Origin of the sequence: Streptomyces sp. Tu 2975 (assembly GCF_009832925.1) — a bacterium.
GTDB lineage: Bacteria > Actinomycetota > Actinomycetes > Streptomycetales > Streptomycetaceae > Streptomyces.
Map to the genome: position 1 here is coordinate 7,167,444 of NZ_CP047140.1, position 19,984 is coordinate 7,187,427.

The window sequence follows — 19,984 nt, forward strand, 5'->3', positions numbered from 1 at the left end:
GCCGGCTCCACGGGCCGCAGGACCCGCTGGAGCGCGGGCAGGATCACCCTGCTCGTCGTCGCCCTGGTCCTCACCGTGGCCTGGCTGATCCCCCTCGCCTGGGCGGTCGCCACCTCGCTGAAGCCGGAGGGCGAGACGACGAAGACCCCGCTCGAGTGGTTCGGTTCGCGGATCACGTTCGAGGCGTACAGCAAGGTCTGGGAGTCCGGCGACCTGCTGCGCTGGATGATGAACTCGGCGTACGTCTCCGTCATGACGACCGTACTGACGGTCCTGACCTGCGCGATGGCTGCGTACGGCTTCACCCGCACCGACTTCCGCGGCCGCAAGCTGCTCTACGGACTGGTGCTCGCCGGCATCATGGTTCCGCCGCAGGTGCTCATCGCCCCGCTGTTCACCGAGATGGTGCAGCTCGGCCTCGTCGACACCTACTGGGGAGTGATCCTGCCTCAGGTCGCCGTCCCCGCCATGGTCTTCATTTTGGTGAAGTTCTTCGAGGGAGTGCCCCGCGAGCTGGAGGAGGCCGCGTTCGTCGACGGCGCCGGGCGCTGGCGGGTGTTCTGGACGATCGTGATGCCGCTGTCCCGGCCGGTGCTCGCCGCCGTCGCGATCTTCACCTTCATCTCCACCTGGAACAACTTCCTCTGGCCGTTCCTGGTGACCACCGACCCGGGCGGTATGACCCTCCCCGTCGGCCTGGTCAACGTCCAGTCCTCGTTCGGCGTCCGCTACGCCCAGATCATGGCGGCGCTCGTGATCGCCGGACTGCCACTGCTGATCGTCTTCATGCTCTTCCAGCGGCAGATCGTGCGCGGTATCGCGCACACGGGTCTCGCCGGCCAGTAGGACGGGCCCGAAGAGCGGGCCCGTCAGTACGGTTGTCCGAAGGAGTCATCGCAATGAGCCGCACAGCACTCCTGCCCCGCCCGCTCGCACGCGCACTGGTGTCGATCCCCCTGGCCGCACTGACGGCCCTGGCTCCGGGTACGGCTCTCGCCTACCCGGCGCCGGGGCACGTGACCGGCGACATCGTCGTGCACGACCCCACCATGGTCCGTCGTTCCGACGGCACCTACCTTCTTTACGCCACCGGCGGCGGACTGGCCATGCGCTCGTCCACCGACCGGGTCGCCTTCCGCGCCGGAGGCTCCGCGTTCCCCACCGTGCCTTCCTGGTGGGGCCGCTACTCCTCCGTACCGGAGGCATGGGCCCCTGACATCTCGTACCACGGCGGCACGTACCTGATGTACTACGCCGTCTCCCGCTTCGGCTCCAACACGTCGGCGATCGGCTTCGCCACGTCCGCCACCGGACTGCCGGGAAGCTGGACCGACCGCGGCATCGTGCACAGCACGGACGCGTCGAGCGACCACAACGCCATCGACCCGAACCTGTTCGTCGACGACGACGGAACCTGGTGGCTCACCTTCGGTTCCTGGTGGACCGGGATCAAGATGATCCGCCTCGACCCGAGCACGGGCCAGCAGCACGCCGGCGACAGGACGCGGTACTCCCTCGCCTCCCGTCCCACTGGCAGTCGCGCCGTCGAGGCGCCGCAACTGGTCAAGCGCAACGGCCTCTACTACCTCTTCGCCTCGTACGACACCTGCTGCGCCGGCACCTCGTCCACCTACAAGATCAAGGTCGGCCGGGCGGGCCGGGTCACCGGGCCCTACACCGACCGCGCCGGCGTACCGATGATGAACAACGGCGGCACGCTCGTCCTCGAGTCCCACGGCCGGGTGACCGGCCCGGGCGGGCAGTCCGTCATCAAGGACGCGGACGGCCACCTGCTCGTCTACCACTACTACGACGGCCAGGACGGCGGCACCCCCAAGCTCGGGGTCAACCTGCTGGGCTGGGGCGGCGGCTGGCCTGCCGTCTACTGATCCGCCCTCTGCCGACCGGCACGCGCAGCGCGAAGGCCGGGGGGCACCCATCGGTGCCCCCCGGCCTTCGCGCTGCCTCAGACCCCGGCGTCCTCGAAGCGCCGCAGCGCGCCCGGCAGCCGCGAACCGAGCGGCGACATCACGTCGTCGGCTCCGTGCCGGGCCAGCAGGTCGAGCACGAGCCGGCCGCGGCGGACCCGCTCACGGGCGGTGCTCAGGACGGTTTCCCTCAGGTGCAGGCCGGAGGGATAGATCGACGGGGCCTTGGAGAGGCCGAACTTGAGGTAGAGCGGGGCGCCGCGCCGGATCAGCTCGGCGATCTCGTACATACGGATGTAGCCGCCGAGGTCGTCCGGCGCCTCCACGTACATGTCCATCGGCGCCCCGCTGACCCGGCGGATCTGGGTGAGGTGGTCCAGCGTCAGGTCGCTGGGCACATTGAGGGAATCGGCGCCGAGCCGTTCGAACACGGCGTACGCGGCGGGGTTGACGGGACCGATGAGCGCGGAGACCTTCAGCGTGGTGCCGGCGGGCAGGAGACCGCGCGACCGCGCCCGGTGCAGGGTCCACAGCACCCCCTCGTCGGCCACGAGCAGACAGCGCACCCCCAGCTCGGTGGCGCGGACGGCGTCCTCCACACAACCGGCCACCGCGTCGTGCCCCCGGGCGCGCAGCCCGCCGCCACGCGAGTCGGTACGGGTGGAGCCGCCGATGTCCCAGGTGCCGCGCGGTCCGGTGAACAGGCAGAGTTCGATGTCGCGTTCGGCGGTCGCCTCCACCATCTCGGTGATCTCGTCGTCGCCGAGCATCCAGACGCCGCTGCCCTGGCTGACGCGGTGTACGGGAACGTCGAGCCGGGTCGACTCCTTGAGCACCGCGGCCAGCGCCTCGGGGCCCTCCACGGAGGGGATCTCCACCCGCCAGCGGCCACCGTCGGGGAAGGAGTGCGGGGAGGCGTCGGCGGGGTCGAGGGCCGGACCCTCGAGCCCGAGGGCGGCGAGGGCGGGTTCACCGGGCCTGCGAGGCGTTGAACGAGGCATTGCGGACGGGGACATGGATCTCCTCGACTGAAGAATGGTTCGATATCACGAACAACGTTCGAGACTGCGGGTGTGGGCCGGGCGGCGGTCACGCCGCCCGGCGTCCTCGTCTCAGGGGTGCAGCAGTACCTTGCCGACCTCGGGGTCGCCCGATCCCACCAGGCCGATGGCCCGCTCGAACTCGTCCAGCGACAGCTCGTGCGTGACCAGAGGCAGCGGGGTGAGCAGCCCGGCGGCGAAGGCGCGTACCGCGTGCGCCCACGCCGCGGGAGTCGCTCCGAACACGGTCTGCACCTCGAGTTGGCGCACCACAAGATCGGTCGGGTCGAGTCCGGCGGCGCCGGCCGCCGGGATGCCGGTGAGCACCAGACGGCCGCCCCGCCGCAGCAGGCCGGCGGACATACGGGCGGCCGTTGCCGAACCGGCCGCCTCGACGACGACGTCGAACTCGCCGGGCAGGGGCAGTTCGTCCACCGTGCGGTACTCCGTCGCGCCGAAGGAACGGGCGAGCGCGGCACGGTCCGGCCGGGTGCCGATCATCAGCACCGCGGCGGGGGAGCAGGCCGCGAGCAGCTGCGCGGCGAGCATGCCGAGCGTGCCCGTACCCACGACGGCGACCCGCTCGCCGGGCCGCACGTCCGCCTTGAGGGCCGCCGCGGCGACGCAGGCGGCGGGTTCGAGCAGAGCGGCGGCCGTCAGATCGGCGTCGTCGGGCAGCGGGTGGAGCAGCCGGGCCGGGAGGGTGAGGGTCGCGGCCATCGCTCCGGCCTGCGTGAATCCCGTCTCCTCGTACCCGGCGCCGCACAGCGTCGTGTCACCGGCGTGGCAGCGGTCGCACACCTGGCAGTTGCGGAACCCCTCGCCGACCACCTTGCGGCCGACGAGCGAGCCGGGCACACCGTCCCCGACGGCGGCGACCGTCCCCGACCACTCGTGCCCCGGGGTGACGGGGTAACGGACGTACCCCTCCGGCCGGTTGCCCTGGAACACCTCCCGGTCGCTGCCGCAGATGCCGACGGCGGCGACGCGGACCTGGGCCTCGCCGGGGCCGGGTCGGCGGGGGGTGTGACCGGCCAGCCGGAACCGGCCGGGGCCGTCGAGCACGACCGCCCGCGAGGGGGCCGCCGAGCCGACGGCGCCCGGCGGCTCGGGACTCACGACTGCTTCCCCTTCGGGGCGCGCTTCTCCCAGCCCTCTGCCCACAGGTCGAACCGGGCCTGCTGCTGCGGGAATTCGGCGGCTGCGTCGGTGTCGAGCTCCACTCCGAGCCCCGGCGCGTGGGAGAGCTCGAAGCAACCGGTCTCGGGGTCGACCTGCGGGGCGCCCTTGACGACCTTCTTGATCTCGGCGTCCGCGAAGTCGTTGAAGTGCTCGAGCACCTTGAAGTTCGGTGTGGAGAAGCCGACCTGAAGCGACGCGGCGGTCAGGACGGGGCCGCCCACGTTGTGGGGTGCGACGAGCATGTAGTGCGTCTCCGCCGTGGCGGCGAGCTTGCGGGTCTCCCAGATGCCGCCGATGTGGCCGACGTCCGGCTGGAGGATGTCGGCGGCCTGCGACTCGAACAGCTCACGGAACTCGATGCGGTCGTGAATGCGCTCACCGGTGGCGACGGGCATGTCGACCTTCTCCGCCACCTTCTTCAGAGCTTTGAGGTTCTCCGGCGGCACCGGCTCCTCCAGCCAGGCCGGCCGGAATGGAGCCAGCTCGTTCGCCAGGCGCACGGCGGTGGAGGGGGAGAAACGGCCGTGCATCTCGAGCATCAGCTCGGCGTCCGGCCCGATGGCGTCCCGCACGGCCTCGATCAGCGACACGGAGTAGAGCGTCTCCTCGTGGGACAGCTCGTAGTGCCCGGTCCCGAACGGGTCGATCTTCAACGCGCGGTACCCGCGCTCCATGACCGTGCGCGCGGCCTTGTGGTAGGCCTCCGGGGTCCGCTCGGTGGTGTACCAGCCGTTGGCGTACGCCTTGACACGGTCGTGGACCTTGCCGCCGAGCAGCTGCCAGACGGGCACGCCGAGGGCCTTGCCCTTGATGTCCCAGCACGCCATCTCCACACACGCGATGCCGGACATGACGATCTCGCCGGCGCGACCGTAGTCGCCGTACTTCATGCGGCGCACGAGGTCTTCGACGGCGAACGGGTCGGATCCGGAGATGTGGTTGGCCTCGGCCTCGCGCAGATAGCCCACCAGCGCGTCGGTGTGGCCCAGCATGCGGGTCTCCCCGATGCCGGTGAGCCCCTCGTCGGTGTGCACCTGGACGTAGGTGAGGTTGCGCCAGGGCGTGCCGATCACATGTGTGCTGATTCCCGTGATGCGCAAGGCAGTTGCTCCAGTCATGTTCGATATTTCGACAGGCGTTCGAAATTCTGCCGCGACAGTAGGGACGTAGGCGAACGCGTGTCAATGGGTGCCGGTGCGCTTGACCGCTTATCCGTAGAAGCATAGCCTGCAGCCGTCCGAAATAAGGAACGTTGTCCGAAATATCGAACATTCGGACACTCATCGTCTTGGAGGCACGCACGTGACTACCACGCCTGTCTGGAGTGTCGACCCTCGTAGCGGGAAGCGGTGGGAGCGGGTGGGGGTGGAGGCGTCCGCGGGGTGGTGGACGGTGTGGTGCGGGCTGCGTGGGAGGCGCGGGGTTCGTTGGTGGATCGTGGGGTGCGGGTGGGGTTCTTGCGGGGGGCGGCGGATCTGCTGGAGGAGTCGTCGGCTTCGTTGGTGGAGGTGGCGGACGCGGAGACGGCGTTGGGTGGGGTGCGGTTGCGTGGTGAGTTGGCGCGGACGTGTTATCAGTTGCGGGCGTTTGCGGAGGTGGTGGAGGAGGGGTCGTTCCTGGGGGTGATCATTGATCATCCTGATGCGGGGGCGGTTCCGCCGGTGCCGGATCTGCGGCGGTTCAAGGTGCCGTTGGGTGTGGTGGCGGTGTATGCGGCGTCGAATTTTCCGTTCGCGTTCTCGGTGGCGGGTGGGGACACGGCGAGTGCGTTGGCGGCGGGGTGTCCGGTGGTGGTGAAGGCGCATCCGGATCATCCGGGGTTGTCGGAGCGGGTGGCGGGGGTGTTGCGGCGGGCTGCGGTTCGGTGGGGTCTGCCGGAGGGTGTGGTGGGGTTGGTGCACGGTTTCGAGGCGGGGGTGGCGTTGGTGGCGCATCCGCTGGTGGCGGGGGCGGGGTTCACGGGGTCGGTGCGGGGTGGGCGGGCGTTGTTCGATGCGGCGGCGGGGCGGCCGGTGCCGATTCCGTTCCATGGGGAGTTGGGGTCGCTCAATCCGGTGGTGGTGACGGAGGGGGCTGCTGCGGAGCGGGCGGAGGAGATCGGTGCGGGTCTTGGGGGGTCGATGACGTTGGGGGTGGGGCAGTTCTGTGTGAAGCCGGGGTTGGTGCTGGTGCCGGCGTCGGGGGAGGGGGACCGGTTGGTGGAGGCGCTTGCGGGGGTGGTGGCGCAGGCGCCGGTGGGGGTGTTGCTGGACGGGCGGATGCGGGACTCGTTCGTGGCGGGGGTGGCACAGCGGGCGGCGCTGGTGGATGTGGAGTGTCCGGTGGAGCCGGGTGGGGAGGGTGAGCGGGGGGTGCGGGCGGGGTTCATGACCGTGCCGGCGGATCGGCTGACGGGGCCGGGTGCGCATGATGTGCTGTTGGAGGAGTGTTTCGGTCCGGTGACGGTGGTGGCCCGTTACCGGCAGGAGGCTCAGGTGGATGCGGTGCTGGCGCGGGTGCCGGGCAATTTGACCGCGACGGTGCATCTGTCCACGGCGGAGAGTCGTGGTGAGGGCCGGGGTGGTGAGTGGCTGGGCCGGCTGACGCCGCTGGCCGGCCGGGTCCTGGTCAACGGCTGGCCGACCGGTGTCGCGGTGGCCCCGGCCCAGCACCACGGGGGCCCTTATCCGGCGACCACCTCCACCTCCACCTCCGTGGGCGCCACCGCGATCGAGCGCTGGCTCCGCCCGGTCGCCTACCAGAGCACCCCCCAGGCCCTGCTCCCGCCGGAACTGCGTGACGACAACCCGCTCGGACTTCCCCGGCGCGTGAACGGCCGCCCGCAACGCTGACCCGTACCGCCGGCACCGTGATCGCCGGTGCGGCACAGCGCCCATGCGCCGTGCCGCACCGTCGGGCGGATCAGGAACCGTCCGGCTGGCAGCGCGGACACCACACCGTGCCGCGTCCGCCGACGCGTGCACGGCTCAGCGGCCCGTCGCACCGCGGACATGTGGGGTCGCTGTCGTCACGGCGGCCGGTGAGCCAGGACTTCCGCGGCGGAACGCGTCCGGCACGCACCGACGAACGCAGCGTGCGGCGCATCTCGGTGTGCAGCCGCCTGAGCTCGTCGTCGTCGAGCCGGTCCGCCCGGCGGGTGGGACACAGGCCGGCGCGCCACAGGATCTCGTCGGCAAGCAGATTGCCCAGTCCGGCCAGCACGGACTGGTCGGTGAGGGCCGCCTTGACGCGGCCGCGCCGCCTGGAGAGCAGTTCCCCGAACGCGGCCCGGTCCACCGACAGCGCGTCCGGGCCCTGGTCGTGCAGGATGCGTGCCACATCGGCGTCGGGGTCGTCGGCGAGCCACAGGCCCTGCAGCTTGCGCTGATCGCGGAAGCGCACTTCCTCACGGCCCAGAGTGAGGACGACCCGGTCGTGCGCGTCCGGCGGGTCGCCCGGCCGGCAGCACACCAGTCGTCCGGTCATGCCGAAGTGCATCATGAGGGTGGGCCCGTCGGTGCGTGCCAGCAGCCACTTCCCGTGCCGGGCCGGTTCGGCGAACCGGCGGCCCTCAAGGGCCCGGCGCAGTCGCGCGACGGTGACGCCGTGCAGCACCCCGGCGTCGTGCACCGCGACCCGTTCGATCCGCTTGCCCTGCGCACAGGAGGCCAGCACCTCCCGGAACCCTTCCACATCGGGCAGTTCGGGCACGGCATCCTCCGACCGTCTCGTCCGTCCGGCGCCGGTGCGCCAGGGTCAGCGACCGCGCCCGGGACCTCCGGCGAACCGTCGGAAATCGCGCAGCCGACGGCGCTGCCGTGCCCCTCGCGGTCGCCGGCTTCCCGAGCCGGCAGGCTTTGCGCCGTCCCGGTCCGGCGTCCACCGGCCGTCGGGCGACAGGGCCTGCCCCTGGCGATCCGCCTGCGCCCGGATCTCGTAGTACGACTCATGGGCGGTCACCCGGAACGCCTCGTCGTGCGAGGCCAGAGCCGCCCGGACGGCCGCACCGGCGAGGCCGCGGCGGCGGACGTGGGCCGCGATCCGGACGAAGAACCCCATGATCGCGGCGAGGCAGCCGGTGAACACCAGCAGCGGCGGCAGGTCACCCATGTACCGAGCCTACGCCCAGGTGGAACGGCGGACAGACGCCCGTGGGGCGGCAACTGCCGGAGCATCAGGAACCCCACCCCGGCGGGCGCTGCCTGCGACGCGTCCGCAGGATGAGGACCGTGGCCACGCCGCATGCGCCCACGAACCCGCCCAGCCATGCGTACGCGATGCCGGTGCCGGTCTCCGCCGGGTCCGCGGCCCGAGCGGGCGGCGCGGCGGCCCGGGTGACGGGGCCGGGGCCGGCCGGCGGGGCCTTCTGTGCGGCCGGCGGCTCCAGCGACCCGACGGGTTCGGCACTGCCGGCCGCGGCGAAGCCCCAGTCGAGGAGCGAGCGGGCCTCCTCGTAGACGGCGTGACCACCGCCCGACTGCGGGTTCATCACCGTCACCACCAGGGTGCGTCCGTCCCGGCGGGCGGCGGCGACCAGCGTGTTGCCGGCGTTGGAGGTGTAGCCGTTCTTCACGCCGATGATCCCCGGGTAGCGCTCCACCCCGTCCGCGCCGGTCAGTAGCCGGTTGGTGTTCCTGATGCCGTACGTCCAGGTGGGGCTGCCGTCGTCGCGGGTGCCCCCGGGAAAAGCAGCGTCGACGGTGGACGCGTACGACGCGAACTGCCGGTCCGTCAGGCCGGCCCGCCCGAACACCGCCAGATCGAAGGCGGAGGAGACCTGCCCGGGTTCGTCGTAGCCGTCGGGGGAGACCACGTGCGTGTCGAACGCGCCCAAGGCACGGGCTTTGGCCTGCATCTTCTCGGCCGTGGCGGCCCAGCCGCCGTTCATCTCGGCGAGGACGCGCACGGCGTCGTTGCCGGAGCTCAGGAAGACGCCTCGCCACAGGTCGTCCTGTGTGTACGTACGTCCGGGCGCGATGCCGACCAGGCTGCTGCCCTCACCCACTCCTGCGAGTTCCTCATCGGTGACCGTGTGCGGCGGGGCGTCCGCCAGACGCGGAAGCGCGGTGAGGGCGAAAAGCGTCTTGATGGTGCTGGCGGGCGGCAGGCGGCGGTGCGCGTCGTGGGCGGCGAGCACGTCGCCGGTGTCCGCGTCGGCCACCAGCCACGACAGGGCGGAAACGTCTTCGGGGAGGTCGGGGGCCCCGTTGAGAGGCCCGACATGGGTGCCCGGCCGGTGCAGCGGTGACGCGTCGGCGGAGGCGGGTCGAGGCGTGGGTTCGGCCTGCGCGGCGGAGGCCGGTAGCAGGCCGAGTGCGCCGGCGGCGACGGCCGTCGCGCAGCAAAAGGCCAGCCGTGCAGTAAATCTGATGATCATTCGGCCAGCGTAGGAACGGGCAACCGGACGCGCAGGTCTGCTGAGCCGACCGGCGGAAGGGCACCGGTGACGGGCGGGCGCTGCCCTTGCCCATCTATCCGTGCTCCAGGAACTACCTCGCGGCGTCCATCCGCCGCCTGAGCGTCGCCGCGAAGTCCTCGGCGGCCACCAGTTGGGCGCGCAGCTTCTCGCAGCGGGCGTCGGCGACCTGCCGGTAGGAGTCCAGGCGGGCGTGGAGGTGTTCCCGCTCCTCGGCGGCCGGCGGGTCCTTCCTGTCCGCGATGCGGTCGGTGATCTCCAGCAGGTCCCGCATCTCGTCGAGGGAGAAGTCCAGCGGCTTCATCCGGCGGATGACCATCAGCCGCTCGACGTCGGCCTCGGTGTAGAGGCGGAAGCCGCCCTTGCTGCGTGCGGAAGGGATGACGAGGCCGACCTCCTCGTAGTGGCGGATCGTCCGCAGCGACAAGCCGGTCCGCTCCGCCACCTCGCCGATCTGCATCTGGCGCTCAGCCATCGCCCTGCCGTCTCCTCTGCCTCACGCCACGTTTCGATGGTTCGACGTGATCCAGAATACGAGCTCGAATCCTAGGGGCCGCCCGCCGGTGGCCTGCGATTCACCAGCGGCGGCTCGAACTCTCCTCTCACGTCAGGGTATGGTTCCGGGCAGAGCGCCCGACCCGTGCCGTGCATGGCGAGGGCCGCCCCGCCGAGGTGTCAGCGCGGCGCGGACCACAGACTTGCGGGCAATGATGCCCGACCGGCAGCCGCGGCAGCTGCCCCTCCGTCCGGCAGGCCCCTGGGGCCTCGGCCGGCGGAGACTCCGCACCGGACTCGGGTGGGGTCGCACTCAGCGCGTGTGTTCCGTGGATGGACGTATGCGCCCGAACAGGAACGGTTGCATGTCTTCTTCGCTGTCCGAAGGACGCCGGCTGCGCATGTCCGCGCCCGACTGGCTCGCCTCACCGAAGGTCTTCAGGACCGAGGTGCTGGCCGGCCTGGTGGTGGCGCTGGCACTGATCCCCGAGGCCATCTCCTTCTCCATCATCGCGGGGGTCGACCCGGCCGTCGGCCTGTTCGCGTCGTTCACGATGGCCGTGGTGATCTCGGTCGTCGGCGGACGCAAGGCCATGATCTCCGCCGCCACCGGGGCGATCGCTCTGGTCATCGCGCCGCTCAACCAGCAGTACGGTCTCGGCCATCTCGTCGCCGCCGTGATCCTCGGCGGACTCTTCCAGATCGTGCTCGGCGCCCTGGGCGTGGCGAAACTGATGCGGTTCGTGCCGCGCAGCGTCATGGTCGGCTTCGTCAACTCCCTGGCGATCCTGATCTTCATGGCGCAGGTGCCGGAGATGCGAGACGTCCCGTGGGCCGTCTATCCGCTGATCGCCGCCGGCCTGGTGCTCATGGTGCTCTTCCCGAGGATCACCAAGGTCGTTCCGGCGCCGCTGGTCTCCATCGTCGTCCTGACCGTCATCACCGTCGGCGCCGGTATCGCGGTGCCCGACGTGGGCGACAAGGGCGCGCTTCCTTCGTCGCTGCCGGTGCCGGGCCTGCCCGATGTGCCGTTCACCATGGAGACGCTGTCGACGATCGCGCCGTACGCCTTCGCCCTGGTCGGCCTGATGGAGTCGCTGATGACGGCCAAACTCGTCGACGACCTCACCGACACCCGTTCCAGCAAGACCCGGGAGTCCATCGGCCAAGGCGTGGCCAATGTCGTCACCGGCTTCTTCGGCGGTATGGGCGGCTGCGCCATGATCGGCCAGACCATGATCAACGTGAAGGTCTCCGGTGCCCGCACCCGGCTGTCCACCTTCCTGGCCGGTGCCTTCCTGATGGTGCTGTGCGTGGTCTTCGGGCCGGTCGTCTCCGACATCCCGATGGCCGCACTGGTCGCCGTCATGATCATGGTGTCGGCCGCCACGTTCGACTGGCACTCGATCAGCCCGAAGACGCTGAAGCGGATGCCGCTGGGCGAGACGACCGTCATGGTCGTCACCGTCACCGCCGTGGTCGCCACCCACAACCTCGCCATCGGTGTCGTTCTCGGATCGGTCACCGCGATGGTGATCTTCGCCAGGCGGGTGGCGCATCTCGCGGAGGTGACCGGCGTGGTCGACCCGGACGGCAAGCAGGCCGTCTACGCGGTCACCGGCGAGCTCTTCTTCGCCTCCTCGAACGACATCGTCCACCGCTTCGACTACAAGGACGACCCGGACGACGTGGTCATCGACCTCACCGACGCCCACATCTGGGACGCGTCCTCGGTCGCAGCTCTGGACGCGATCGGGAGCAAGTACGCGCAGCGCGGCAAGAAGGTCACGATCGTCGGGCTGAACAGGCCCAGCGCCGAGATGCACGACAGGCTCGCCGGCCGGCTCGGCGCCGGGCACTGAGCCCAGCGCAGCGCCCCTGCCCGCGGTCCTCGGACCGCGGGCAGGGGCGCTGTCGTTCCTGCGCCCGCGTACGGAGGCGTCAGTCGCTGTCGACCTCCTCGCGCAGGATCCCGCCGCTCACCGCGTCGACGTCGAAGGTCGTCAGGTACCAGTTGTTCCGGTTGACGACGTCGACCGACCAGATCACCTTGCCTGCGTCGTCGCTGTCCAGCTGTACGGCGCTGACGGTGCCCTGTTCACGGCCGGTCGCGGTCTTCGCCGCCTGCTCGGCCGTCAGCTTCGCCTTGCCGAGCAGGTCGGCGGTCTCCTGCTTGTCCCCGGCGTCCTGCTCGGTGTCGGGCTGCGACTGGATCACCCGGCCGGAAACGGCGTCGACGCGGACGGTGTGGCGGGTGCCGTCCTGGGTGGCGACCTCGGCGGCCCACTCGGGGCCGCCCGGGCTCGGTGCGGGGCTCGCGGGACTGGCGGTGCTGCCGGCCTCCGCGCGGGTGAGCTCGATCTCGACCAGCTTGCTGCCCGCCACCTCGCCGACGGCCGTGTCGGCCGCCTTGTCCCAGGTGACCTTGGCGGCCGGGACCAGAGCGCGGCGCTCGGCCTGGTCGTCGGTGGCGGTGCTTGTGGGGTTGGGGGAGCCGGTCGGGCTCGCCGTGCCGGTGGGACTCGACGTACCCGTGGGGCTGCCGCTCGGTGCGGCCGCCGCACTCACCTCGCCCCCCTTGTCGCTGCCACAGGCGGTCAGGAGCAGAGCCGAGCATGCGATGAGACACGCGGGAAGTGCGGCCCTGAGGCGAAGAGCATGAGTCTTTACTTTCATGTCGCCACGCGTAACCCCTGGTCCCACGGGAGACACGGGCTGCCGGGAAGATCACCCGATCGCGTCCGCCCACCGGCGGAGGCCCACAGCTCCGGGCTTCCTCGACGGGACCCCGCAAGGGTGGGTCCGCGTCCGCCGGTGCCCCCGCGCATCCGGACGGGTCCGTGTCCATCGGCCGCTCACCCGGCCCGGTCGTCATGCCGATGTCGTCCACCGAGGGGCGGTGTCGGCCCAGGCCCTCTCCCACCCGGCGTCCCGCCGTCTGTCCAGCGCCAGCGCCGCCACGCCGTAGGCGCCCGCGCCGATGAGGGCGACCGCCACGCCCGCCGTGGCCGCCCACCCCAGCGCACGGCTGCGGATCTCACCCGCCGCCATGGGCGGATCGGTCAGCCGCCACTCGGTGTCGCGCCAGACGCGGACGGTGCTGCCGGCGGACAGACCGGGCCGGACGTCGGCCTCTCCGGTACGCGGCCGCCCGTCGGGGCCGAAGAAGCGGACCTCGACCGGGTAGAAGGTGTACCGGGCCTCTTCGGAGCCGGGTTCCGGATGACGGGGAGCGTCCCGCACCAGCACGGCGTCGACGGGAGCCCGCGAGCGGGCGTCCGCCGCGGCGTCCGCCCGCAGCGAACCGTGGACGGAGTTGTGCACGATCACCGTCACCGTGGGCGCCGCCGCCGGCACCGCCAGAGCCAGTACCAGCCCGGTCCACGCCTGCAACACGTCGGAGCGGCGGCGCAAGGGGCTGCGCCGCCACCGCCACAGCCCCGCGCGCGCCCGCACGGGCGGCGGCTGCGCCCGCGGTTCCGGGGCGGTCATGTCGTCCCCCGTTCCGGTGCATGCTCCTCCGCATGGGTCGCGGGGTGGCGGTGGGCCGACTCCAGGACGTGGGAGGCCCCTCTCAGCGCCGCCGTGTGCGGTGCGGGGACCGGCTGGACGGGGACCCGCAACTGCCCGGTGAGGTCGTAGGTGAACTCCGGCCGTAGCGCACCGCCTCCCGCCAGGAGGAGACCCCGCCCCAGGGCGTCCACGGTCTGCTCGGACTCGTCGAGCCGCAGCATGTCGGTGACCATGGCGACGACCGCGCCCGTGATGTCGCGGAAGGTGACGGAGCCGCCGATGTCGCCGGTTCCCAGCGCCGTACGGTACGCGTCCGTCACCTCGCCGTCGCAGAGCAGCGCGACCTCCGTGACATGCGCGCCGATGTCCGCGACGAGCAGCGGCCGGCCCAGGTCCGCGCCCGCTCCCAGCGCGATCGCCTTCGCGGTGGGGACGGTCAGGACCGTACGGGGATGCAGCACCTCGAGCGCGGTGAGAACCGCGCTGCGGAAGCGGGGCCCGCCGAGCACCGGTGTGGTGACGACGACCAGCGGGCGGCTGAAGCCGGACACACGGCGCCGGAACAGACGCTCGAGCATCCGGGCAGCGCCCTCGGGGTCGACGATGTCACCGCGCCGGACGGGGTACAGGGCATCGGCGCCCGGGAACGTCACCGTAGGGACGTCGAGGATGACACCGCGGCCCGGGGACCAGGCCCGGGTGCGGGAACTGCCGATGTCGATGGCGAAGCGCGGGCAGATCCGGCACACCGGCCCGGCCGTTCGACGGCGCCCGCCGGGCCGGGCACCGAAGCCGGTCACCGTCCGGCCTCCCCGCCCCGCGGGCAGCGCCCGCAGTAGCGGGCCTGCGGCACGACGGTGAGGCGCTCCAGGGAAATGGGGCGCGCGCACACGTGGCAGAGGCCGTAACGGCCCTGGTCCATGCGTTCCAGTGCGGCCTCCACGTCGGACAGGACCATGCGGGCCGACGCGCTGAGCTTCACCTGGACCTCGAGCTGCGAGGCCGACCGCCGGCGGAGCGCGTCACCGGCCCGCGACGGGCGGGTGAACCGCTCCAACTGCTCCAGACGGAAAGTACGTTGTTCCTTCAGGCTTGCGCGCAGCGCCGCAAGGTCGTCGGCGGAGAGCGGCGCGGCGGCGTCGGCGATCCGGTGGTTCACGAAGTCACCCCTCCAGGTGCACGAAGGACAGGACCGGGAGCCCCGCCCGTCACGACGCCCGGCGCTGGCAGCCGACGCAGCAGCGGGCGTAGGGCAGGATCTCCAGCCGCTCGACGGGGATCGGCCGCCTGCACTCCTGGCAGAGTCCGTATCCGCCGGCGCCGAGCCGCGCGAAGGCCGCGTCGATCTCCGTCAGCACCCGCTGGATCGAAGTCTTCTGAGCGATCATCAGCTCCCGCGGCGCGTCGTTCCCCTCCTGCTCGATCGCCTCGAGCTGCGTGAGGCGGGAGTTGCGCTCGTGCTGGAGGCGCTGACCGACCTCGTGGGTGGTGAGACGTTCGGGAAGGGAGTCGGAGCGGGCCGCGTCGAGCGACATGAGAGGAGTCCTTCCGAGGGAGTCGAACGCCGTGGAGTCCCGTCGCGGTGTGCTCGCGGACCCGGTGCTCCCGCCGGCGGAACCCCTGCTCCCGCCGGTCGGCGGGAGGGCGAAGGGTTCATGCCGCAACCATCGCCGGTGCGCCGGGCCCGCACCATCGGTCCCAGCACCCATTTACCGGGGGGCCGGCAGTGCAGGCGGTGCGGGGCCGCGAGCCCGATGACCGGCGCGGACGGCTGCCGCCGGCGATCGACACGCGCTCCGGGGGGCGGCAGGCAGGCAGACCCGGGTGCGAGCCGCACCCGGCGGTGACCCATAGTGGGTGGCACACCGCGAAAACTGTGGAGGTCCGGTACGCCGTGTCGCTGTTCTGGCGGATTTTCGCCCTCAACGCGCTGGTCCTCGGCCTGGCGACGGCGCTGCTGCTGTGGGCGCCGGTGACCGTCTCGGTCCCGGTGCTGCTCACGGAGGCCGTCATCCTGGTGGGCGGCCTGGTGGTGATGCTGGTCGCCAACGCGGCCCTGCTGCGCATCGGACTGGCTCCGCTGGAGCGGCTCACCCGGCTCATGACCACCGTCGACCTGCTCCGCCCCGGCCAGCGGCTGCCGGGGCCGCCCGGGCAGGGCGGCGTAGCCGAACTGATCAGCACCTTCAACGACATGCTGGAGCGGCTGGAGACCGAACGCGCCACCAGCAGCGCCCGCGCGCTGTCGGCGCAGGAGGCGGAACGCCGCCGTATCGCGCAGGAACTCCACGACGAGGTGGGCCAGAGCATGACCGCGGTGCTGCTCGCGCTGAAACGTGTCGCCGACCGGTCCCCGGAGCACCTGAGGGCCGAGGTGCGGCAGGCGCAGGAGACCACCCGCGAAAGCCTCGACGAGGTGCGCAGGCTGGCCCGCCGGCTGCGGCCCGGTGTGCTGGAGGACCTCGGCATGGTCAGCGCGCTCACCGCGCTGAGCGCCGACTTCGCCACCCACACCGGGCTGCGCATCGAGTGCGACTTCGACCCCGGGCTCCCGGCGCTCGCATGCGAGACGGAACTGGTGCTCTACCGCGTCGCCCAGGAAGGCCTGACCAACATCGCGCGTCACGCGGAGGCGGAGCACGTCCGGCTCGCCGTGCGCCGCACACCCGGCGCGGTCGTGCTGAGCATCGCCGACGACGGCCGCGGTACCGGCCTCGCCCGCGAGGGCGCGGGGATTCGCGGCATGCGGGAACGTGCCCTGCTGATCGGCGCCACCCTCGACATCGCGCCGGGCGGCGCGGGCGGCACCCGGGTGTCCCTCTCCGTGCCCGACGACTCCGCCCCCGTGCCGGCGGAGTCCGCCGGCACGGCGCGTGCCGGGAAGGAGGTGGCGTAGCCGTGCCCGAGCCGGACGAGATCCGCATCCTGCTCGCCGACGACCACGCCCTGGTGCGGCGCGGCGTGCGGCTGATCCTCGACGGTGAGCCCGGCCTCCGGGTCGTCGCGGAGGCCGGTGACGGCGCGGAGGCGATCGCCATGGCCCGCAGCCACGCCGTCGACCTGGCCGTCCTCGACATCGCCATGCCCCGCATGACCGGTCTCCAGGCCGCCCGTGAACTCGCGGCGCTGCAGCCCCAACTCCGCATCCTCATGCTGACGATGTACGACAACGAGCAGTACTTCTTCCAGGCGCTCAAGGCCGGGGCCTGCGGATACGTTCTGAAGTCCGTCGCCGACCGGGACCTGCTGGCGGCGTGCCGGGCCGCGATGCGCGGGGAGCCGTTCCTGTACCCGGGCGCGGTCACCGCTCTGATCCGCAACTACCTGGACCGGGTCCGCCAGGGCCAGGAGACGCCGGACCAGATCCTCACCGCGCGCGAGGAGGAGGTCCTCAAGCTCGTCGCGGAGGGCCAGTCCTCCAAGGACATCGCGGAGACCCTGTTCATCAGTGTCAAGACCGTTCAGCGCCATCGCGCGAACCTGTTGCGCAAGCTCGGCCTGCGGGACCGCCTGGACCTGACCCGCTACGCGATCAGGGCCGGCCTCATCGAACCCTGACGCGCCTCGAGCCTTGACGCGGCTCGCGCCCGGCGTCCCGGCCCGGGAGCCCCGGAGGGGCGCCGGGACGGGGAGGAAGGGCCGCCGACATCGTCGCCGACCCCACCTCCTACACTCGGTCACTGCTCTCGGCCGCGGTCGGCGCGGCACGAGGCGACCCCTGTGAAAGGACCCTGTTCGAGATGAGTTCCGCAGACCGTACCGAGGCACCGATCTACGCGGACCTGGTGGAGGAGCGCGGCGACGTTCCGGCCGAGGCCCGGCGGACCGCCGAGGAGACCCTGCGGGAGATGGGCCGGGTCATGGACTTCAGCGACGTGCTGGCCGGCCGCTAGCCCGCGCCGGCCGAGCGCCGGCGGGCCCCGCACGCTCCAGGCCCGCCGGTGACGTGCGCCACCGCCCCCTGACCCCCGCACCGGCCGCCGGCCGGGCCGCACGGCAGGGCACTGTCGAGGCGCGAGCGATCACGGGATATCTTGATGTCGAGCAATGTTGCAGACGTGGAGAGCGGAGCACCCGGTGACTGACTCGACCATCATTTATACGCACACTGACGAGGCGCCCGCCCTGGCGACGTACTCGTTCCTGCCTGTGATCCAGGCGTACGCATCGACCGCCGGTGTCACCGTGGAGACCCGTGACATCTCGCTCTCGGGACGGATCATCTCGCAGTTCCCCGAGTACCTCGCCGAGGGACAGCGCATCGACGACGCGCTCGCGGAGCTCGGGGCCCTGGCCAAGACGCCCGAGGCGAACATCATCAAGCTGCCCAACATCTCGGCCTCGATCCCGCAGCTGAAGGCTGCCGTCGCCGAGCTCCAGGAGCAGGGCTACGCGCTGCCGGACTACCCGGACGACCCGAAGACCGACGAGGAGCGCGACATCCGCGCCCGTTACGACAAGGTCAAGGGCAGCGCCGTCAACCCGGTCCTGCGTGAGGGCAACTCCGACCGCCGTGCCCCGGCGTCGGTGAAGAACTACGCCAAGGCGCACCCGCACCGCATGGGCGCCTGGACCCCCGAGTCGAAGACGAACGTCGCCACGATGTCCGCCGACGACTTCCGCTCCACCGAGAAGTCCGCGGTGATGGGTGACGCCGGTTCGCTTCGCATCGAGCTCAAGGGCGACGACGGCTCCACCACCGTGCTGCGTGAGTCGGTGCCCGTGCTCACCGGTGAGGTCGTCGACGCCTCCGTGATGCGCGTCGCCGCCCTGCGCGAGTTCCTCACCGAGCAGGTCGCCCGCGCCAAGGCCGAGGGTGTGCTGTTCTCCGTGCACCTGAAGGCCACGATGATGAAGGTCTCCGACCCGATCATCTTCGGCCACGTGGTGCGCGCCTTCTTCCCGAAGACGTTCGCCCGGTACGGAGAGTCCCTCGCCAAGGCCGGCCTCACCCCGAACGACGGCCTCGGCGGCATTTATAAGGGCCTCGAGTCGCTGGCCGACGGCGCCGAGATCAAGGCGTCCTTCGACGCCGAGCTGAACGAGGGCCCGGCCCTCGCCATGGTCGACTCCGACCGCGGCATCACCAACCTGCACGTACCGAGCGACGTCATCGTCGACGCCTCCATGCCGGCGATGATCCGCACCTCCGGACACATGTGGGGCCCGGACGGCCAGGAGGCGGACACCGTCGCCGTCCTGCCGGACAGCAGCTACGCGGGTGTCTACCAGGTCGTCATCGACGACTGCCGTGCCAACGGCGCCTTCGACCCGTCCACCATGGGCTCGGTCCCGAACGTCGGTCTGATGGCGCAGAAGGCCGAGGAGTACGGCAGCCACGACAAGACGTTCGAGATCCCGGTCACAGGCACCGTGCGGGTCGTCGACACCGCCGGCAACGCCGTGCTGGAGCAGGCCGTCAGCGCCGGCGACATCTTCCGCATGTGCCAGACCAAGGACGCGCCCATCAAGGACTGGGTGAAGCTCGCCGTCACCCGCGCCCGCGCGACCGGCGTCCCGGCCGTCTTCTGGCTCGACGAGAGCCGCGCGCACGACGCCCGGCTGATCGAGAAGGTCCGGACGTACCTGGCCGAGCACGACACCGACGGCCTTCAGATCGAGATCATGTCGCCGGTCGAGGCGACCGCGTTCTCCCTGGAGCGCATCCGCCGCGGCGAGGACACCATCTCCGTCACCGGCAACGTGCTGCGCGACTACCTGACCGACCTGTTCCCGATCCTGGAGCTCGGCACCAGCGCCAAGATGCTCTCGGTCGTCCCGCTGATGAACGGCGGCGGACTGTTCGAGACGGGCGCCGGCGGTTCCGCCCCGAAGCACGTCCAGCAGCTCGTGAAGGAGAACTACCTGCGCTGGGACAGCCTCGGCGAGTTCCTCGCGCTGGCCGTCAGCTTCGAGCACCTCGCGACGACCACGGGCAACGCCCGCGCCAAGGTCCTCGCCGACACGCTCGACCGCGCCACCGGCACCTTCCTCAACGAGGACAAGTCGCCCAGCCGCAAACTCGGCGGCATCGACAACCGCGGCAGCCACTTCTACCTCGCCCTGTACTGGGCCCAGGAGCTGGCCCGGCAGTCCGAGGACGCGCAGCTCGCGGAGGCCTTCGCGGACCTGGCCAAGGCGCTCGGTGAGCAGGAGCGGACCATCGTCGACGAGCTGATCGCGGTGCAGGGTTCGCCGGCCGACATCGGCGGCTACTTCCGTCCCGACGAGAAGAAGGCCGCGGCGGTCATGCGTCCGTCGAAGACCTTCAACCAGGCTCTGGCGATCCTGGGCTGACACGGCGGCCGGCGAACCGTCCGCCACCCGCGCATCCGCCCCGGCCGGCACTCGTGCCCGGCCGGGGCGGCCTGCGTCCGCGGGGAACACACGAGCCCGCGTGCACGGGAACAGGCGAACACGGGAACACGGCG

At 71.5% G+C, this 19,984-nt stretch carries 20 protein-coding genes; 8 read left to right on the top strand and 12 right to left on the bottom strand.

All coding sequences use genetic code 11. The features are described 5' to 3' along the window. The first annotated feature begins 42 nt into the window (after nt 1–42). A complete protein-coding gene (locus tag GLX30_RS32205; RefSeq protein WP_244258528.1) occupies nt 43–846 on the top strand; it encodes a carbohydrate ABC transporter permease in 804 nt (267 codons plus the stop codon). Nucleotides 847–899: 53 nt separating this feature from the next. Continuing rightward, nucleotides 900–1,889: an arabinan endo-1,5-alpha-L-arabinosidase gene (locus tag GLX30_RS32210; RefSeq protein ID WP_159694447.1), complete on the top strand. Its 990-nt coding sequence runs from the start codon at nt 900–902 to the stop codon at nt 1,887–1,889. A 77-nt stretch (nt 1,890–1,966) separates the two neighbouring features. Here the strand turns inward: GLX30_RS32210 and GLX30_RS32215 are convergent, their stop codons facing one another. The 3 genes from GLX30_RS32215 to GLX30_RS32225 all read right to left on the bottom strand — a co-directional run bounded on the left by GLX30_RS32215 (nt 1,967) and on the right by GLX30_RS32225 (nt 5,250). After that, nucleotides 1,967–2,944 carry a hypothetical protein gene (locus GLX30_RS32215; RefSeq protein WP_208545524.1) on the bottom strand — a complete coding sequence of 326 codons (978 nt, stop codon included), beginning with the start codon at nt 2,942–2,944 and terminating at the stop codon, nt 1,967–1,969. A 96-nt stretch (nt 2,945–3,040) separates the two neighbouring features. Next, complete coding sequence (locus GLX30_RS32220; protein WP_159694448.1) at nt 3,041–4,087, bottom strand: alcohol dehydrogenase catalytic domain-containing protein; 1,047 nt, start codon at nt 4,085–4,087, stop codon at nt 3,041–3,043. Then, complete coding sequence (locus GLX30_RS32225; RefSeq protein WP_159695367.1) at nt 4,084–5,250, bottom strand: mandelate racemase/muconate lactonizing enzyme family protein; 1,167 nt, start codon at nt 5,248–5,250, stop codon at nt 4,084–4,086. The genes GLX30_RS32220 and GLX30_RS32225 overlap by 4 nt, the downstream gene beginning before the upstream one ends. Nucleotides 5,251–5,535: 285 nt before the next feature. Here GLX30_RS32225 and GLX30_RS32230 point away from each other — a divergent pair, with 285 nt between their 5' ends. After that, nucleotides 5,536–6,981 (top strand): aldehyde dehydrogenase (NADP(+)), encoded by a 1,446-nt coding sequence (locus GLX30_RS32230; RefSeq protein WP_159695368.1) that lies wholly within the window; start codon nt 5,536–5,538, stop codon nt 6,979–6,981. Between the two features lie 70 nt (nt 6,982–7,051). Here the strand turns inward: GLX30_RS32230 and GLX30_RS32235 are convergent, their stop codons facing one another. The 4 genes from GLX30_RS32235 to GLX30_RS32250 all read right to left on the bottom strand — a co-directional run bounded on the left by GLX30_RS32235 (nt 7,052) and on the right by GLX30_RS32250 (nt 10,020). Further along, nucleotides 7,052–7,840, bottom strand: a complete 789-nt coding sequence (locus GLX30_RS32235; RefSeq protein ID WP_159694449.1) for a DNA-formamidopyrimidine glycosylase family protein — start codon at nt 7,838–7,840, stop codon at nt 7,052–7,054. Nucleotides 7,841–7,885: 45 nt separating this feature from the next. Continuing rightward, nucleotides 7,886–8,239: a hypothetical protein gene (locus tag GLX30_RS32240; protein WP_159694450.1), complete on the bottom strand. Its 354-nt coding sequence runs from the start codon at nt 8,237–8,239 to the stop codon at nt 7,886–7,888. A 64-nt stretch (nt 8,240–8,303) separates the two neighbouring features. Next, nucleotides 8,304–9,506: a serine hydrolase gene (locus tag GLX30_RS32245; protein WP_159694451.1), complete on the bottom strand. Its 1,203-nt coding sequence runs from the start codon at nt 9,504–9,506 to the stop codon at nt 8,304–8,306. Nucleotides 9,507–9,618: 112 nt separating this feature from the next. Beyond that, the gene (locus GLX30_RS32250) at nt 9,619–10,020 is read right to left on the bottom strand and encodes a MerR family transcriptional regulator (protein ID WP_159694452.1); all 402 of its coding nucleotides are present in this window, start codon (nt 10,018–10,020) and stop codon (nt 9,619–9,621) included. Nucleotides 10,021–10,405: 385 nt separating this feature from the next. On the opposite strand from GLX30_RS32250, the gene GLX30_RS32255 reads away from it, so the two are divergent. After that, nucleotides 10,406–11,902, top strand: a complete 1,497-nt coding sequence (locus GLX30_RS32255) for a SulP family inorganic anion transporter (protein WP_159694453.1) — start codon at nt 10,406–10,408, stop codon at nt 11,900–11,902. Between the two features lie 79 nt (nt 11,903–11,981). Here GLX30_RS32255 and GLX30_RS32260 read toward each other — a convergent pair whose 3' ends face one another. From GLX30_RS32260 to GLX30_RS32280, 5 genes are all read right to left on the bottom strand, one after another. After that, nucleotides 11,982–12,608 (bottom strand): PepSY domain-containing protein, encoded by a 627-nt coding sequence (locus GLX30_RS32260; protein ID WP_244258357.1) that lies wholly within the window; start codon nt 12,606–12,608, stop codon nt 11,982–11,984. Nucleotides 12,609–12,911: 303 nt separating this feature from the next. Continuing rightward, on the bottom strand, nt 12,912–13,532 hold the full coding sequence (locus GLX30_RS32265) for a hypothetical protein (protein WP_159694455.1): 621 nt from the start codon (nt 13,530–13,532) through the stop codon (nt 12,912–12,914). After that, nucleotides 13,529–14,353, bottom strand: coding sequence for a rod shape-determining protein (locus GLX30_RS32270; protein WP_159694456.1), 825 nt, complete (start codon nt 14,351–14,353; stop codon nt 13,529–13,531). The genes GLX30_RS32265 and GLX30_RS32270 overlap by 4 nt, the downstream gene beginning before the upstream one ends. Next, nucleotides 14,350–14,712 (bottom strand): hypothetical protein, encoded by a 363-nt coding sequence (locus GLX30_RS32275; RefSeq protein WP_159694457.1) that lies wholly within the window; start codon nt 14,710–14,712, stop codon nt 14,350–14,352. Before GLX30_RS32275 ends, GLX30_RS32270 begins: the two co-directional genes overlap by 4 nt. 49 nt (nt 14,713–14,761) lie before the next feature. After that, nucleotides 14,762–15,088, bottom strand: coding sequence for a TraR/DksA C4-type zinc finger protein (locus GLX30_RS32280; RefSeq protein ID WP_159694458.1), 327 nt, complete (start codon nt 15,086–15,088; stop codon nt 14,762–14,764). Nucleotides 15,089–15,447: 359 nt separating this feature from the next. On the opposite strand from GLX30_RS32280, the gene GLX30_RS32285 reads away from it, so the two are divergent. The 4 genes from GLX30_RS32285 (at nt 15,448) to GLX30_RS32295 (ending at nt 19,850) form a co-directional block, all read left to right on the top strand. Beyond that, nucleotides 15,448–16,449, top strand: a complete 1,002-nt coding sequence (locus GLX30_RS32285; RefSeq protein ID WP_159694459.1) for a HAMP domain-containing sensor histidine kinase — start codon at nt 15,448–15,450, stop codon at nt 16,447–16,449. 2 nt (nt 16,450–16,451) lie between these two features. Next, the gene (locus tag GLX30_RS32290; protein ID WP_159694460.1) at nt 16,452–17,111 is read left to right on the top strand and encodes a response regulator transcription factor; all 660 of its coding nucleotides are present in this window, start codon (nt 16,452–16,454) and stop codon (nt 17,109–17,111) included. 182 nt (nt 17,112–17,293) lie between these two features. Then, complete coding sequence (locus tag GLX30_RS34500) at nt 17,294–17,446, top strand: hypothetical protein (RefSeq protein ID WP_167306888.1); 153 nt, start codon at nt 17,294–17,296, stop codon at nt 17,444–17,446. Nucleotides 17,447–17,630: 184 nt separating this feature from the next. Then, the gene (locus GLX30_RS32295) at nt 17,631–19,850 is read left to right on the top strand and encodes an NADP-dependent isocitrate dehydrogenase (protein ID WP_159694461.1); all 2,220 of its coding nucleotides are present in this window, start codon (nt 17,631–17,633) and stop codon (nt 19,848–19,850) included. Nucleotides 19,851–19,984: the final 134 nt, after the last annotated feature.

What these genes read in the sequence shown, in the direction of transcription:
- GLX30_RS32210 (WP_159694447.1), top strand. Translation starts at nt 900, where the DNA reads ATGAGCCGCACAGCACTCCTGCCCCGCCCGCTCGCACGCGCACTGGTG.
- GLX30_RS32215 (WP_208545524.1), bottom strand. Translation starts at nt 2,944, where the DNA reads ATGTCCCCGTCCGCAATGCCTCGTTCAACGCCTCGCAGGCCCGGTGAA.
- GLX30_RS32240 (WP_159694450.1), bottom strand. Translation starts at nt 8,239, where the DNA reads ATGGGTGACCTGCCGCCGCTGCTGGTGTTCACCGGCTGCCTCGCCGCG.
- GLX30_RS32245 (WP_159694451.1), bottom strand. Translation starts at nt 9,506, where the DNA reads ATGATCATCAGATTTACTGCACGGCTGGCCTTTTGCTGCGCGACGGCC.
- GLX30_RS32250 (WP_159694452.1), bottom strand. Translation starts at nt 10,020, where the DNA reads ATGGCTGAGCGCCAGATGCAGATCGGCGAGGTGGCGGAGCGGACCGGC.
- GLX30_RS32255 (WP_159694453.1), top strand. Translation starts at nt 10,406, where the DNA reads ATGTCTTCTTCGCTGTCCGAAGGACGCCGGCTGCGCATGTCCGCGCCC.
- GLX30_RS32265 (WP_159694455.1), bottom strand. Translation starts at nt 13,532, where the DNA reads ATGACCGCCCCGGAACCGCGGGCGCAGCCGCCGCCCGTGCGGGCGCGC.
- GLX30_RS32280 (WP_159694458.1), bottom strand. Translation starts at nt 15,088, where the DNA reads ATGTCGCTCGACGCGGCCCGCTCCGACTCCCTTCCCGAACGTCTCACC.
- GLX30_RS34500 (WP_167306888.1), top strand. Translation starts at nt 17,294, where the DNA reads ATGAGTTCCGCAGACCGTACCGAGGCACCGATCTACGCGGACCTGGTG.